Below are 14,963 nucleotides of genomic sequence, written 5' to 3'. Positions count from 1 at the left end.
GGCTTGTCTGATGTGTCAAACGCGCCCGAGTTATCCACGCAGACGCTGGATGCCGCGTCGAAAAAGCCAATCGCGCAGGGCGGGTATGCACATGTGCCGCGTGGCGGGCCAAGCTCTTACCCCAGTTTCGCAGAGCGAAAAAAGAAACCGAAATAACGGCTATGCGCGTGCAGGATAATTCCCTTTAATGCCCCCAAGTCGCAGCGCGGAGGAACGCTGCAGCCAGCTATGGGAGAGGCGCGGGCATATGAACCCTTTTGTATTCAACACCACAAAATCCGTCGTATTCGAAAACGGGGCCGCCGTGCGTATCGCCGCGCTGGCAGGCGGGTTGCTGGGCAAGACGTGCCTGTTGATCACCGACCCAGGTTTGCGCAAACTTGGCCTGTGCGACCCTTGCATCGATGCGCTTGAGAAAGCCGGTCATCAGGTCACCGTCTTTGATGATGTAGAGGCCGACCCCTCGCGCGAGACATTGATGCGCGCGGTAGAGGCAGGGCGCAGCGCGGGGGCGACCGGAGTCATCGGCTTTGGCGGCGGGTCATCGCAGGATGTGGCCAAGCTTGTGGCGCTTTTGCTTGGCTCTGACGAGGATCTGGATGCCGCTTGGGGGGTAGGGCAGGCCAAGGGGCCGCGCCTGCCGCTGGTTTTGGTCCCCACCACCGCTGGCACCGGGTCAGAGGTCACGCCTGTGTCAATCATCACCGTCGGGGCAGAGGAAAAGCGCGGCGTCTCCTCGCCCGTGATCCTGCCTGACATGGCCATTCTGGACGCCTCCCTGACCGTCGGTCTGCCCGCGTCGATCACCGCGGCCACAGGCGTTGACGCGATGGTACACGCGATCGAATCCTATGCCTCGGTCAATGCCAACAACAACCCTGTGTCCAAGCTACTTGCCCGCGAGGCGCTGCGCCTACTGGGGGCCAATATCGAAACCGTTGTCGCAGATGGCAGCAATCTAGAGGCCCGCGGCGCGATGTTGCTGGGGTCGATGCTGGCGGGGCAAGCCTTTGCCAACGCGCCCGTCGCGGCGGTACACGCGCTGGCCTATCCCATCGGTGGCACCTTCCATATCCCGCACGGGCTGTCCAACGCGCTGGTGCTGCCCCACGTGCTGAGCTTCAACGCGCCCCAAGCGGGCAGTGTCTATGCCGAGATCGCTGCCGATGCCTTCCCCGACCTGGCAGAGGTCGAAGGCGGTCAGGCCCGCACCGCCGCCTTCGTTGATGCGCTGACGGATCTGTCCAGGCGGCTTGGGCTGCCGCCCCGCCTGCGCGACGTCGATATCCCCCGGTCCGCGATCCCCAAGATGGCCGAAGACGCGATGGTGCAGGCCCGTCTGCTTGTGAACAACCCGCGCGAGGTGACACAGGCCGATGCTCAGGCGATTTACGAGGCGGCTTGGTAATGGCCGCCCGCGCACCTGCCGCCACCCGTGCCGATTTCGCGGATTTCTATCCATTGCAGACGCGATGGAACGACAATGACACCTATGGGCATATGAACAACGTCGTGCACTATGCGCTGTTTGACACGGCCGTAAACGGCTGGCTGATCGAACGGGGGCTGCTGGACCCACAGACCAGCTCCGCCTTCGGGCTCGTCGTGGAAACCGGTTGCCGCTATTTCGGAGAGATGGCCTTCCCCGATCGTGTGACAGCGGGGCTGCGGGTGGCGCAGCTTGGCAAAAGCTCCGTCCGGATGGAGCTGGGCCTGTTCCGGAACGACGAGGAAAACGCCTCTGCCGAAGGGTTCTTTGTGCATGTCTATGTGAACCGCGACGACCACCGCCCGACCGAGATTCCCACCGCGACCCGTACCGCGCTAGAAGGGCTGAAAACCACGGGCTGAGCGTGGCGTAATCCCGCGCGCCCTAGCTTGGCGGTTGCAAATGCTTGGTGTCCACATGTTATACATCCCCGAATCACAGCGTTTTTCTGCGTTGCGGCATTCTGTGTCGTGCGGGATGACGTGTTGAAATTTAACAATAAACCGGAGAAATCTCCCCGTGTCCAAGAAGAAACGTATCGTCGTTAAAATCGGATCCAGCCTGTTGGCAAATGAAGAAAAGCTGACATTGCGCTATGCTTTCATGAACGGTCTCATGGCGGATTTGGGGGACCTTCAGGACCAAGGATACGAGATCATCCTGACCTCGTCAGGCTCGGTCGCGCTTGGCCTGAACATGATCGGGAAACGCCCCGAAGAGGCCGGTATTCTGGACAAGCAAGCGGCGGCCGCCTGTGGTCAGCCACTGCTGATGAACGCCTACCGTCAGGTTGCGAACGAATACAACTTTGACGTGGCGCAAATGCTGGTGACCGTCGAAGATATGGAAGAGCGTCGCCGCTTTCTGAACATCAAGAACACCATGCTGCGGCTGTTTGAAAACCAGATCTTGCCCATCATCAATGAGAACGATTCCATTGCCACTCGCGACCTGAAAGTGGGCGACAATGACCGTCTTTCCGCCAAGGTGGCCCAGATGGTCGAGGCCGATCACCTGATCATCCTGACCAGCGTCGAAGGGTTGTATGACCGTGACCCCTCCGAACCCGGTGCCCAGTTCATCGAGGAAATCGAAGATGTGTCCGAACACCTCGAATCCACCAAAAGCATCAGCGAATTGGGCAGCGGCGGCATGCTGACCAAGATGCTGGCGGCCAATATGGCACAGAACGCCGGTGTCGAGACGATCATCGCCGACGGTATCATTGAACGCCCGATTTCCTCGGTACTGAACAACGAACGCCGCCACACCCGTTGTCTGGCGTCGGCCAAGGCCGCGTCGCCGCTGATGATCTGGCTAAGCAACCGTTTGCAGGTTGCCGGAACGCTGGTCGTCACGGACGAGGCTGTCCGCGCGATCACCGCCAAGGAACGCGGCTTGCAGCGTGATGATCTGGTGTCGATTCAGGGCGAATTCTCTAAAGGTGATGTGCTGCACGTCTATGACGAGCAGGGCAACGAGTTCGCCCGCGGGCTGACCAACTTCTCGTCCGAAGAGACGATCCTGATGGCGCGTAACCCCGAGATGGAGATCGAAGACGTCATCGGCTACAAAACCAAAAGCGCGGTTGTGGGGGCGGAAAACATCCTGATCCTCGAAGATCACCACCTGCAGCTCGACGCGCCCGAAGAAGACGACAAGCCCGTCATTTCCCTGTAATTGACCATTTCACGGCGGGAGATATTTTTCCCGCCGTTTTGCTTTAAACTGGGCTAGACATTTCCCGAGAAAATCGGGATAAGCGCCAAACGCATAGGGGCCAGCGGCCCATGTGCCAGCCGCGTCATCGCGGCCGAGGCGAGTTGGCGGAGTGGTTACGCAGCGGATTGCAAATCCGTGTACAGGAGTTCGATTCTCCTACTCGCCTCCATTTAATTTCAAAGAGTTAGACCACGCCACTCAGACGCAAGAATGTGGTTGCCACACACTCTGCCGCACATTCTTGTTCTGTTTTCGTTTTGTTTCCGAAGTCCCATTGTGCTGTGCTGGAAGCAAGAACTTTGGTCAGTCACTCGTATTCTAAAGTTCTTTAACCGATGTTGGAACTATGCGAGAACATTAGTGAACGCAGGAGGGTGATATGGGCGCGAATTCAAAAATCGAGTGGACGACACACACTTTTAATCCTTGGTGGGGCTGCACGAAAGTGTCCGAAGCCTGCAAAAATTGTTATGCTGAAGCATGGGCGAAACGGGTCGGGCAGGATGTGTGGGGACCAAAACCAGAGCGCCGTCGGTTAAGCGACACTCACTGGCGGCAACCATTAAAATGGAACCGCGATGCGCAAGGGCAGGGGAGTCGCCCTAGGGTTTTCTGTGCTTCTATGGCCGATGTGTTTGAAGATCGTGATGACCTCATACCTCTAAGAGATCGCCTGTTTGATCTGATTGAGGCGACACCGAACCTTGATTGGTTAATACTAACCAAACGTCCTCAGAACGTTTCACGAATGGCACGGTGGCATCAGGAGTGGCCAGATAACATCTGGTTGGGCACAACTGTTGAGCTTCAGCATAGAGCTGACGAGCTTCTCCCGTTTCTGGCAAAGATACCTGCTAAGGTTCGGTTTATATCAGCGGAGCCACTTCTGGGGCCCCTAGACATCGAAGGCTGGCTGAGCAGCTCAATCGATTGGGTGATCACCGGTGGTGAGAGCGGGCCCAAAGCAAGGCCAGCTTCACCTCATTGGTTCAAAGACCTTCATTCACAGTGTATGCGAACTGAGACAGCCTTTCACTTCAAGCAGTGGGGGGATTGGGCCCCAGGAGATGGTATCAATATGTTGACGGCTAGACCGACTCACTCGAAGGTTGTGTCCGACGGTACTACAATGATTCGCATCGGAAAGAAGTTGGCCGGGCGGGTTCTAGATGGTCAACATTGGGACCAACTTCCTAGGATAGCTAGCTCATAACCAACACTAGGATCTTAATTTGGTAAAAAAACAGTATGATTGGGAGAGCGGACCTAAGTTAGACTTGCATACTGCTAGAAAACACAAGGTGGTACGCGAATATTTTGCGGAATACCTTCGGGTCCGCTGCGGCCTACCTCAGCAAGAAAGGTTCAGGGTCGCCGTCGTCGACGGTTTTGCGGGTGGCGGGCGATACTTGGATGGTGGAGCTGGTTCCCCCATAATTTTTATTGAAGAGCTAATTAAGGCCAGCAACAAGCTGAACATAGATCGAGCCGTTAGCGGCATGAAGCCAATAGAGTTGGAATGTCTATTAATCCTAAATGATGCTCAACCAGATGTCGTTACGGTTCTTGAAGAGGCAGTAGCCGCCACGATAACTAATTTGCGAGAAACCGCGCCGAAACTAACGCTTCGCGTCGAATTTAGGTGCAAAAAATTTGAAGAGCTTTATCCTGAGGTTGAAGAAATACTCCGTATAGTGAAATTCAAAAATGTTCTGTTTAATCTTGATCAGTGCGGAACGCGACATATCGAAATAGATACTCTAAAGCGTATCATGCGTCTCAACGGCTCGGTCGAAATATTTTATACGTTCATGATCGACTCTCTATTGGCTTACCTCAAGAGGACTAATCCGGCCGGGCTTGTTAAACAGTTGGGCTCCTACGGTGTAGAACCAGCACAAGTCTCGACGCTTGACGGGTTTATGAATTGTGAGACGTGGTTAGGAAGAGCCGAAATGCTTGTATACAATGTGTTTAAGGATGTTGCTCAATTTCACAGCCCGTTCTCAATTAACAATCCTGAGGGATGGCGTTACTGGCTAGTACACTTTTCGAAAAACTACCGTGCAAGGCAGGTTTACAATCAAGTGCTACATGACAATGCTAGCTCACAGGCTCACTTCGGTCGATCCGGTCTCAATATGATGTCCTATAACCCGGACGACGAAGGTAGCCCATATTTCTTCGATACGGCGGCGAGAGAAGGTGCGCTAAGAGCTCTATATGACGATATCCCCGACTGGATTAAGTCATCAGGCGATGCCATGCTTGTAGAGGATTTTTACCAAAGCGCCTATAATGATACCCCTGCACATGCTAATGATATCAACGAAGCAATAATGATAAATCCGGATATACAAGTAATAACACCGAATGGTGGATTTCGACGCAGCGCAAATTCAATACAAGTTGGTGACACCCTTCGGCTAGCAAATCAAAGATCGTTTCATATTTTTGGAAATTTTGGGGCTAATCGAAATATTTAGATTAAAGGTACATTTTCGGATTTTATATCAGCTATTACCGATGAAGATATTGGCCTTTTGTGCCGCCCCGGTTCAGAGGTTTAGTCAGTTTTTTCGATAAAACTGATATCACTAAGAAGCGGCCGATTTTTCAACATACGCCGCATAAGCCACGTGTCCATGGACGCTCTTCAGATCCTTTTCCGAAATTTTTCCGGATTTCAAAAGATGTCGATAAGCTCTAATCTTATTCCTGTAACCCTTCGTCAGTCTTACAGAAGATCCGTGAACCAGAAGGCCGTGTACTTTTAATCTCTCAGGCAAGATGCTGACGGTTGATTTGTTCTCAGCGACTCTCCACCCGTCGTCTGTAATCTCGGTCAGCAGTGCTTCTGACAATAAGGTAGGTGGTAAACCTTGACCCGAGAACACAATATCGTCGGCATACCGCGTATAGACTGCACCTGTAACTTCGGCCAATGCGGTCAGTTTTTCGTCTAATTTTCGCAATACCACATTTGATATGACCGGGCTTGCAGGGGACCCCTGAGTCAATGCGCCATTAAAACATAGCAACTTAGATAGCATAAGCGAACCTGAGTTCTCCTGGTACCCAAGATCGTGTAGCGCGTCTCTTACCCTTGCCTCCTGAATTGAGGGAAAGAAGTTCTCGATATCTACCGATATCACCCATTCAGCACCCACATGCGATTTGGCGGCATCCACGTGAGATCTTCCGGGTGTAAAACCAAAAGAATTTGGGTGGTGAACGAATTTCTTTACCCACTGGATCGAAAGCCATGACTGTATAGCTTTCAGACCAACTTTTGGGGCGTTTATTACCCGGGGGGGGGCTCCATTGCCCTTGGGTATTTCGAATGTCCTGTAATGCCTACTTGTACGGGTTAATATCGACCATATGAAGCCAGGGTTAAATCCAGTCATTACTGATAGGGCCTCGACAGAAGTAACCGGAGGGAGTTTCTGGTCGCAGTAAGCTCGTATCAACCGGTGCTCGTCTTCGTTGGAATAAGTTCCAAGGGCCTTAATAAGGATACCAGGTTCATGTGCAAATAAGCAGATTTCATCGAAATCTGGGTGTGGGAACCTCATTAGCAAAGTTACCTTTCGTAAGTACCGCCATCTTCGATTGGCGATCTGAAGGCATCGCCAAGCGAAGATGGCGGAACCTTCTATATATAGCCTCGACAAACAGGTGTGATACACACCTTCGCCGGAGGTTCCCACGATACCAACTTAAGCCCCCAAGTTTCGCAGCGCAAGTGCCCGCGAGATATCAGGGCTGAATCGATCACGACTGCTGCCAAGGTCCATAAGACATTTTAGGGTAACAATGTATTTTTTATCGTGTCGGCGGATTACAAGGCCTTTGCGCCGTGCTGTATCAAGGAAACGTCTAACATCGTCTAGACTCATCTGATCAAAGCCAGGACGAACCAAATATTGGACTAACTCTTCAGCACTGCAAGGAGAGTTTCGTCGTAAAATCCGTAAGCACGCAGTATTAGAGAGAAAATTCTGGTCTGCTTTAAATTTGACGATTACGTCGTTTATGCCTAGCTCGGAGAGAAAGCGTCGTGCAGACGCCTCAACTGCCTCCGCTTCTTGTTTTTGACTGCCATCTGGCAAACTTATCCAAACTGCTGCGCTATTCTTTTCGAACGCTAGGGTTACATCAGCTTCAAGGTCTGGGAGAGCACCCTTTAAAGTCGCGCTCAGAAACGCCTCAATCTGCTTGGTCCTATCGTCTGGAGCTGCAATTTTCGCTACGATGTCTTCGGCGGCTAGGCGATTGTGAAATTTCGAAATTCTTTTATTTATCGGAGAGGCATCTCCTCCGATTGCTTTTACAAAAAGTATTAAACCTTTTTCGGTATCTGGATCATTTACGGGTTCTCCGATCAAAGCGAGGCCACTTCCAAGCGCTATTTTGGATATTTTCTCTTTATTAAACATTTATTTGAACCCATGCTGATTGTATATCGGTGCAAAACGTATCGCATTTAGCTCGCCATTCATGAGCTGAAGTTATTTCAACCTCTTTAAGAGAAAATCGGTTTGCCCCACTAAACTCGACCACTTGTTCGGGCTCGTAATCGGCCACCACCCTGACTGCGTACGCTTGCTCAAGCAGGTTGCTTAAAGCATCTATAGCTCTCATAGCAGATTCTATATCACGTAAAAGTTTGGAATCATCGTCTCTACGGGCTCTACTCCATCCAACTTTCATCCGTTTGCGTACCGCACTTCTCAGTGTGATGGGATATTGCGAATGTGGTAACCTTGACCACTCAGGATTGAGAAACTTGAAAAGATCGCGAGTTTTCAAAAAGACGCTGTAATAATATCGGTTGAAAGCGGATCGAGCGTATGCATCCCTCTCAGTACCTCCAAGATTGTGGGCGTGGCTCTGTAGGTGATGCCCAACTGTGTGTATATCGCCTTCAAATGCCATTGATTAAAGCCTCCTGCGTGCTATCTTAAAAAACCTTGGGCATAGACATCACTGCACAAAGAGTGTGCTTCGCATATCTTATCGTCAATTCTTATGATCTTGATCGTTTCGATTAAATGCGACAGGCAAATTTTGGAGGGATGCACTATTCGCCGCCCTCATCATCTGAATCGTCAACATCTTCGATCACCTCGTTCGATGCCGTCCATCGCTCCTTAATGTATCTTGACGTAGATTCTATTTCAGGGAATAATGTTCTTTTATTGATGTTTATTTTGTCAAGTTGGCTGATTATCGTCTCTTTTGCGTTTGCGGGTATTTCAATCTTTTCAACCGCAAAGCCTTTAGATGAGCTCGCCCGCTGGTAGGATAAAAGTCCAGCGATGATAAATGCACCAGACTGTGCAATTATCCTTCGATTATCCTTATGAGGGTAAACGAAATAGTATTTCCTGAGATCAACAGGGTTTATATTTGCGCGAAAATATGGCTTTTCAACTCTCACAAATTGGGCCAACCTGTCCGCCGACTTCAGCTTGTTGAAATCCGTGCGAAGATCTGGGTTTTTGCGCTCCTCTGTAGTGTATTTGTTTAGATATGCTTTTGCTTCTGTGTTGAGCTCGATTCTTTCATCATCGCGCAAGTTTGCGAGATTACTCACAATACTTACGGCATCGCTATCTGCAAATTTAACCCTGTTGCGCTTGAATCTATATATGATTAATTGGCCTGCACTCCCCATTTGCGAATGATCTGAGCAGGCAAAATACAAGGCCACTAATGGATTGAGGCTAACGTCTAAAAGTCTTGTAGGCAGCCCAAAATGCTGGGCTCGTACAAGCTTTTTGAACATCGACGTATCAGATAGGAATTCGCTTGAAGCTTCTAATGTGAGTTCGCTGATAATGTGACGTTCTGCGTCGTCTTTGAGCGCTCTCATGACAGATGGCTTAGTTTGCCAAGCGCCGTTGGCCTCTCCCCGAAAGCAGAGCACTTCGTCCTCAGGGTCTATTTGATATATTGCCTCGAGAAAATCGCTAACGCTACGAGGTTGCTTACTCTTTTTGATAGTCAATGGTTCAGCCCTTATTTGAAATTTCGAGAGCCTGAACTGCATAATCCAGAGCTTCTGCCGCCGTCGCATTTATGTTGCATAGTTCCTCCCATGAACTAGAGGCAAATAGAAACCGGTCATCTAAGGTTTGCGTTGCGATATTCGACAGAACAGTATCCATGCCATCTAAGGTGATCAAAGCATTCACCACGATATCAATCTCATGTAGCGCAAGTAGGCCAAGATCGGCTGTTAGATGATCTGAAAGTAATCTGCGTATGCGCCCAACAGATATGTTCGCTTCGGTCGGCTTTTGTTGATCAACATTTTTTCTAAGTGCTCGAGCATAGTTCCTTAGCTCGGCAGCTAAAATACGTCGCAACGCATTTCGCCTTGTCGTGACCTCTCGTTGATGTCCTTTTTTAGAGCTCCAGGACGTCACGAACAGAGTGATTATTACGCCCAAAAAGCCGAAAAATCCAACGATCGAAGTCTGAAACCGTTCTAGCAATACGATAAAATCTTCGAGCGTCATCGGTTCAAGGGGCTTTCATAGAGGTGTCGAGCAAACATGACTCGGCAGCATAGATGGCGCAATTCTGACACTACTTCACCATCCGCTGTATGAGTACGGCACTACATAAGATTTGCTCTGGCGTCTCGCTGCTAGGTTTAACCGTCACAAGCGCATCCGACGCCTTTGCGGCAGGTGTACGACCGGCTGATGCAGCTATCCCCACACGCCTTTCCTTTGCTACATACCTTGCAGCAAGCTGCCGAATATACGACCGCGCCGTCGCGAGCGTTTAGAATTTGGGACCAAAAGTCTACAGGCGTGCTGCTTTCCGCGGTAGACTGAACGGGTGTCGTCTTGGCTAAATTTGTATCCGCTATTGATGTGCTGCTTTGGCATGCGACCATCGTGGCGAAAGCTAAGGTGCGAAATTTCATATTATTATCCGTTATTCACCTCAGCCGAAATGCTGGACCTGCCGAGGCGCTGAATTCGATGTATGGCTGGTCCGCTCGTGCAAGGTCCGCCGCTCAAGCCAGATCGTCAACGATTCTTCTCTGGGTAGAATGCACACAACTAGTACGAATGCGCCGGTAGGAACTTGCGGTGTCCGACGGGCTGCGCGCTATGGGGCTGGCGCTGCATTCATGAAGAACCGCGGTACCTCGCCACGTAAGCTGCCTTTGCACGAAGCTTCTGCCGTTCCGCGCCTGCGTATAACTGAACCATACGGTGCGTCTTGTGGCCGGTAATGGCCATGATCAAGTCGTCGTCTAAGCCAACTCGGGCCAGTTCGGCTGTCGCTGTATAGCGCAGGGAGTGGATGTCGTAAGGTTCAGCACCGATTTGGCGTCTCAGCTTCATCATGCCGTCGGCCGCACCTCGGTACGACCAAGGGCCTGTCTGCGCCTGGTTCGTCAGAATGAACACCGAGCTGCGCTGGGCGCTTGCTAGCGACTGCAGGAGTATCTGGGGCGCTGGGATCCATAAATTGGCCTTGGTCTTGCCCTGGCGGACGCTGATCGCCTCTCCGTCGAAGTCTGACCACTTCATCTTGAGCACATCGCCGATGCGTTGGCCGGTGCCGAGCAGAAGTTCGAACAGCAGCCGGGTGCGAGGCTCGGCATGTTCCCTGGCTGCTTCGATCATCACGGTCGGCCACGGCAAGCGCTCTTTCTTCTCATACTTCACCTCGGACACGCCCTTTGCCCGGTTGCCACCCGTTGGCAGCAGGCCAAAGTCGATCGCCCGCTCCATCACGATCTTCAGGATCCGCAGGCGATAGTTGGCTTTGTGCGGGCTTTTCTTTGCCCATGTATCCCGCCACTTGATGATGTGGTGACGTTCGATCGCCTTGGGCTGCAAGTGTCCGATCTTGTCCTGAAGAAAGTCTAGGTGCTGCCGGTAGTCAGCCTTCGTTCGCAGCGCGAGGTTCGCAAAGTCGTCTGATCGCTCGTAGCGCTCGATCACGTGAGTGACTGTCTTATCCTCAGCCACCGGCATGGGGGCGTTCAGTAGGCGCTCACGTTCCTGGTGCAGAGCAAAGGGTACAGGGTCGCCCGCTGGGAACTGGGTCTGCAGCGGGATCTCCACGATCTTCGCGCCGTAGCGCTTCCGGAAGAACAGCTTACCGTCCCGCTTGCGCCGATGGATGTAGGAGGGAAGATCGCGTCCCTTCATTCAGTCATGTCCACAAGGTCAGCTGGGTTAGAAGATTTGTCATGGCCTGCTATCTCCACCTCAATTCCGCCGCCTGGCAAAATCGTTGCCTTGCCGATTTGTCGGCCGAGCTTCTGTTCCAACGTCGACACATAGAGAGCGACGCGGGCAGGAGACAAGATGGTAGTGCCCGAAGCCGGTTTGACGTGTGCGTTCATCGTGCTGCACTCCTGTACTGTCCGGGTCGCAGTCGCAGAGGCTTCGCATTAACGTCGACTATCTCGATGCATCTTGTACCGTATTCGCGCGACATAACGTATCCGGTTTCCCTCTCGTGGGAGGGGGATCGGGTAAAGATTACCTCGTCACCTACTTCGGGGAAGTGAAACGGGAAGCGCGAGTTCACGGAGGCGCTCGTCTGCACATCGACATTCGGTGCCGCCTCAGCCGTTTGCTCAGAGTGGCCAGAGGGCTTGGGTTTCGATGTGTCCATTCTGATATGTCCGCTCTTCGAGTGATGGAGGATATCTCGCCAACCGAATGGCTTGGTTGCACCTAAGCTGCGCTGAGACCTTAGGTGCAACCAAGGTGCGGCGTGGGCCACGCTAGTTGCAAGCCTGCCTATAAGTTTGGGAAAAACTGCGAATTTGTCAACTTTTTCGCACGTAAAGGCGGTGCCTTTGGGAAAAGAGCCAATCCGGATTGAGTTGCGCAATCCGGATTGACCTAGTGCTTCGCAGGGAAGGGGTGCCCCCGAGCGGGAGTTACTGCTCGAGGGCCGATGGGAAATTGCAACACTGTTGCGGAGTGCAATTCCACTGATGAGTGTGGCAGATCCTAATGGCATGTCAACATTCCTTGCAGCAGAGGCGTCATTCGCAGATGCCCTCGATATCCAGTTCCATGAGCCCATTTTCAGTGAGATGTGCTCTGCGATCGGGCTTCTCACCGGAGACCTGAAGCAATCCAGCCCGCACCAGCAGCTGCACTGTGCTGTCGGCGTGGCGCTTTTTGTAGGTTGGGTTCATAGCAGTCCAGACGATGTCCAGTGGGTTGCGAGAGGGCATTTCGATGAGGCCGCCGTAGTTCAGCGATCGGTGTGCATCGATCAACGCTGCTAGCTGCAACTCTGTCAGCTTCCGGGTGCTCATAGTGCCATCTCCCGTTGCAACTGCGCTAAGCGTGTCTGGTTCACCCTGTGGCCGCGATCCGCCATCAGCGTCGACCAGGCAAGACGGCGTAGGAGAGGGCGATCGTAGGCCACCTCAGGGTGGCTAGCGATCGCCATCGCATTGCCGAGTTGAGTAGGCGGGGGAACCGCCAGAGGAAATTGGATTACCCGCGGGCAAGTCTGTTTGCATGACTTGTCCGCGGGCAGGATGCCGGCGCTACCAACACCGACATCCAATCCATCCCGCAAAAACAAAGGAAATACGGGATGAAACGCAGCTGTGATCTCAAGCTCGCTGGAGCGTGGAGAAAATTTAAGGAGGCTCAGCGAATGCTGACCATCATGTACGACAACCCCGGTCTCACCATCTTTTTGGCAGTGTGCTTGATAGTCATGGCACTGTGTCTGCTTGCTGCTTGCGCCATTTATCGCCTTGGCTAGGTCGGCACCAGTTGGTGGCTTTCCAATGTGACTTTTCATGATTACCTCCTTGGTTGAGGGAGTAATTACGGAAAAACCGTAGAATGTCAATCAGAAATACGGAAAAACCGTAAATGTTGATATTGCGATTGATCTTGGGTTCTCGGGGTGTGAGGGTAAAACGTGAACATCTTGGGGGCTAGGTGGATGTGGCTGCGCATTGTCGCAAGGATTTGTTTATTTATGGGCTGGGATCTTACGCGCGTGCTGTTCGTTAGGTATTGGCTTCGGGGTCGTCCAGGTGCTTCAGAAGCTCTTCAAGAACGTCGGCTGGGATTCTCGCGGCGTCGCCGCCCATGATGTAATTGGGATCGATTTGGTGTGCCTTCCAGTAGAAGTCCAAAGTTTTCAGTGACGGTGATCCTGCGTACTCTTGGGTTTTAAATGTCGAGTATGTGATGCCAGCGTTCTCGGCTAATTGCTTTGCTGATTTCCCGGTAGCCAATCGGGCGGCCACCATCCGTGTGTGAATGGCCTCCTGTGTGACAATTTTCTCTCGAAGTCGGCGTTGGCGCTCTAAGTAATCCATAATTCTACATCGCTCGATTTTGGAATTTCCGCATCAGAGGAGCACCAAAATCTTGCTATTACGGAAAAACCGTAATAAGTGCGATTTATGGATAAACCAACACGAACTGTAATTGCGGCATTGGGTGGCTATCAGGCCGTTGCGCGAATTTTGAGAAAGAAGCCTTCGACCGTGCATACCGCGATGCAAAGCGGCGTATTGCCTGCATCTTGGTACGACGCGCTTTGCCAAATGGCGATCGATGCGTCTTTGGAAGAACCCCCACGTTCGATGTTCTCCTTTCTGCAGATTGAGGAGGACGCGGCATGAGCTGGTCACCTTCAGTTTACCACCCTGTTTATCGCGGAGGGGTGTCCGAGAGGCTCGACGGTGAATACTGTCTCGCAGCCACTGCAGATCTTAGTGTTGTTCCCTTGCAGAAACGACTTTCTCTTGTTGGCCATGCAGTTCGGACAAATGAAATGCTCTGGTTCTCCCATGTCATGGCCTTCTTTCAGCCGATACATGAGGCTGCCGGCAGGAGTATTCCAAAGTTCATAGCGGTCGAAGTCAGACTGCTTTGTCTTCGATGCCGCAAGCGAAGCGGCAAGCACCGACAACCGTTGTATCAGCGTCGCGTTCGCGACCTGGATGCTAGCCACCTGTGCCAGCAATTCGCTAGCGGCGAGTTTGATTACCGGAGCTGGGATCTCTTCCACCGTTTTCGACAGCTGTTTGATTTCGACGAGGGTTTCAGTTGCCCGCTTCGCAGACGTGCCAGTGTCTTCCGCGAGTTCAATCGCGTCTCTGATGGATTGGAATTCGATATCCACAGTCTTCCCCAAGTTGATTCGTTTCCGAATGTTACCTCCAAAGGGAGTTTCGCGACATGAATGCGTTGCCGGCGGGTTCCCCAATCGTGATTTATGTGAATGGCTCTCCATACGGTGACACTGTCACGGTAGAGGGTTCGCAGACGAGCGGACCTTCCTCCGGGTCCCGTGCGGGGTACGATGCGTATCAAGTACACCGTGACTTCCCAGCGCGCTGGCAGGCATACATCGTCGCCAACTATCGAAACATCGGCCATGTCACGAATGTGTTCGGAGTGTCCGAAAGAACCGCCAGAAACTGGTGGAAAGGGCAATTTGGGGCCAATGGTGGCCACGTTGCCGTGGCAATGCGTGAGCACGGCCTGATCGCTTTTCAGATGCTATTTGCGGAGGCCAGCTGACATGGGCGCTCCGCATATTTTTTTGCCCTGCATCGGACTTATCGCCGGACTTATGGCGGGGCGGTTACTGCCTGACATGCTGCACAGCAGCAAATTCGTGGGTGCGGCAGTAAATCAATTATCACTTTCAATTCAGTGCATTCGGTCTGCTCGTCGGATCGTTTGCATGGTTGCGCTGGGCGTGAGCCTGC

Annotated in this window: 17 protein-coding genes and 1 tRNA gene; 8 read left to right on the top strand and 10 right to left on the bottom strand. The window is 52.3% G+C overall.

Going from position 1 to position 14,963, the window contains the following annotated elements; all coding sequences use genetic code 11:
* Positions 1-247 precede the first annotated feature (247 nt).
* From SJY36_RS11610 to SJY36_RS11585, 6 genes are all read left to right on the top strand, one after another.
* The gene (locus tag SJY36_RS11610) at positions 248-1,408 is read left to right on the top strand and encodes an iron-containing alcohol dehydrogenase (protein ID WP_386175291.1); all 1,161 of its coding nucleotides are present in this window, start codon (positions 248-250) and stop codon (positions 1,406-1,408) included.
* Entirely contained in the window at positions 1,408-1,851 is a 444-nt protein-coding gene (locus tag SJY36_RS11605; protein WP_386175288.1) for an acyl-CoA thioesterase, read from the top strand. Before SJY36_RS11610 ends, SJY36_RS11605 begins: the two co-directional genes overlap by 1 nt.
* A 157-nt stretch (positions 1,852-2,008) precedes the next feature.
* Positions 2,009-3,169: a glutamate 5-kinase gene (gene proB, locus SJY36_RS11600; RefSeq protein ID WP_005849359.1), complete on the top strand. Its 1,161-nt coding sequence runs from the start codon at positions 2,009-2,011 to the stop codon at positions 3,167-3,169.
* A 137-nt stretch (positions 3,170-3,306) separates the two neighbouring features.
* Positions 3,307-3,380: transfer RNA gene (locus tag SJY36_RS11595), tRNA-Cys, on the top strand.
* Between the two features lie 210 nt (positions 3,381-3,590).
* Positions 3,591-4,424 carry a DUF5131 family protein gene (locus tag SJY36_RS11590; RefSeq protein ID WP_386175284.1) on the top strand — a complete coding sequence of 278 codons (834 nt, stop codon included), beginning with the start codon at positions 3,591-3,593 and terminating at the stop codon, positions 4,422-4,424.
* A 19-nt stretch (positions 4,425-4,443) separates the two neighbouring features.
* Complete coding sequence (locus SJY36_RS11585) at positions 4,444-5,697, top strand: three-Cys-motif partner protein TcmP (RefSeq protein WP_386175281.1); 1,254 nt, start codon at positions 4,444-4,446, stop codon at positions 5,695-5,697.
* Between the two features lie 111 nt (positions 5,698-5,808).
* Here SJY36_RS11585 and SJY36_RS11580 read toward each other — a convergent pair whose 3' ends face one another.
* From SJY36_RS11580 to SJY36_RS11540, 9 genes are all read right to left on the bottom strand, one after another.
* Entirely contained in the window at positions 5,809-6,789 is a 981-nt protein-coding gene (locus tag SJY36_RS11580) for a reverse transcriptase family protein (RefSeq protein ID WP_386175278.1), read from the bottom strand.
* Positions 6,790-6,933: 144 nt separating this feature from the next.
* On the bottom strand, positions 6,934-7,653 hold the full coding sequence (locus SJY36_RS11575; protein WP_386175276.1) for a hypothetical protein: 720 nt from the start codon (positions 7,651-7,653) through the stop codon (positions 6,934-6,936).
* A 644-nt stretch (positions 7,654-8,297) separates the two neighbouring features.
* The gene (locus tag SJY36_RS11570; RefSeq protein ID WP_386175273.1) at positions 8,298-9,227 is read right to left on the bottom strand and encodes an FRG domain-containing protein; all 930 of its coding nucleotides are present in this window, start codon (positions 9,225-9,227) and stop codon (positions 8,298-8,300) included.
* Between the two features lie 4 nt (positions 9,228-9,231).
* On the bottom strand, positions 9,232-9,741 hold the full coding sequence (locus tag SJY36_RS11565; protein ID WP_386175270.1) for a hypothetical protein: 510 nt from the start codon (positions 9,739-9,741) through the stop codon (positions 9,232-9,234).
* A 624-nt stretch (positions 9,742-10,365) separates the two neighbouring features.
* Positions 10,366-11,400: a tyrosine-type recombinase/integrase gene (locus SJY36_RS11560; protein ID WP_386175269.1), complete on the bottom strand. Its 1,035-nt coding sequence runs from the start codon at positions 11,398-11,400 to the stop codon at positions 10,366-10,368.
* A complete protein-coding gene (locus SJY36_RS11555) occupies positions 11,397-11,597 on the bottom strand; it encodes a hypothetical protein (RefSeq protein WP_386175266.1) in 201 nt (66 codons plus the stop codon). The genes SJY36_RS11560 and SJY36_RS11555 overlap by 4 nt, the downstream gene beginning before the upstream one ends.
* A 654-nt stretch (positions 11,598-12,251) precedes the next feature.
* Complete coding sequence (locus SJY36_RS11550; RefSeq protein WP_386175264.1) at positions 12,252-12,530, bottom strand: hypothetical protein; 279 nt, start codon at positions 12,528-12,530, stop codon at positions 12,252-12,254.
* A complete protein-coding gene (locus tag SJY36_RS11545; protein ID WP_386175261.1) occupies positions 12,527-13,030 on the bottom strand; it encodes a hypothetical protein in 504 nt (167 codons plus the stop codon). The genes SJY36_RS11550 and SJY36_RS11545 overlap by 4 nt, the downstream gene beginning before the upstream one ends.
* A 214-nt stretch (positions 13,031-13,244) precedes the next feature.
* Positions 13,245-13,559, bottom strand: coding sequence for a hypothetical protein (locus SJY36_RS11540; RefSeq protein WP_386175258.1), 315 nt, complete (start codon positions 13,557-13,559; stop codon positions 13,245-13,247).
* An 87-nt stretch (positions 13,560-13,646) separates the two neighbouring features.
* Here SJY36_RS11540 and SJY36_RS11535 point away from each other — a divergent pair, with 87 nt between their 5' ends.
* Entirely contained in the window at positions 13,647-13,868 is a 222-nt protein-coding gene (locus tag SJY36_RS11535) for a hypothetical protein (protein WP_386175255.1), read from the top strand.
* Between the two features lie 11 nt (positions 13,869-13,879).
* On the opposite strand, the gene SJY36_RS11530 is transcribed toward SJY36_RS11535, so the two are convergent.
* Positions 13,880-14,371, bottom strand: a complete 492-nt coding sequence (locus tag SJY36_RS11530; RefSeq protein WP_386175252.1) for a hypothetical protein — start codon at positions 14,369-14,371, stop codon at positions 13,880-13,882.
* A 56-nt stretch (positions 14,372-14,427) separates the two neighbouring features.
* On the opposite strand from SJY36_RS11530, the gene SJY36_RS11525 reads away from it, so the two are divergent.
* Positions 14,428-14,772 carry a hypothetical protein gene (locus SJY36_RS11525; RefSeq protein ID WP_386175249.1) on the top strand — a complete coding sequence of 115 codons (345 nt, stop codon included), beginning with the start codon at positions 14,428-14,430 and terminating at the stop codon, positions 14,770-14,772.
* Positions 14,773-14,963: the final 191 nt, after the last annotated feature.

It is taken from the genome of Sulfitobacter sp. R86518 (assembly GCF_042466275.1).
GTDB classification, from domain to species: Bacteria; Pseudomonadota; Alphaproteobacteria; order Rhodobacterales; family Rhodobacteraceae; genus Sulfitobacter; species Sulfitobacter pontiacus.
The sequence above is the reverse complement of the archived record's forward strand: the minus strand, read 5'-3'. Positions and strand labels throughout refer to the sequence as shown.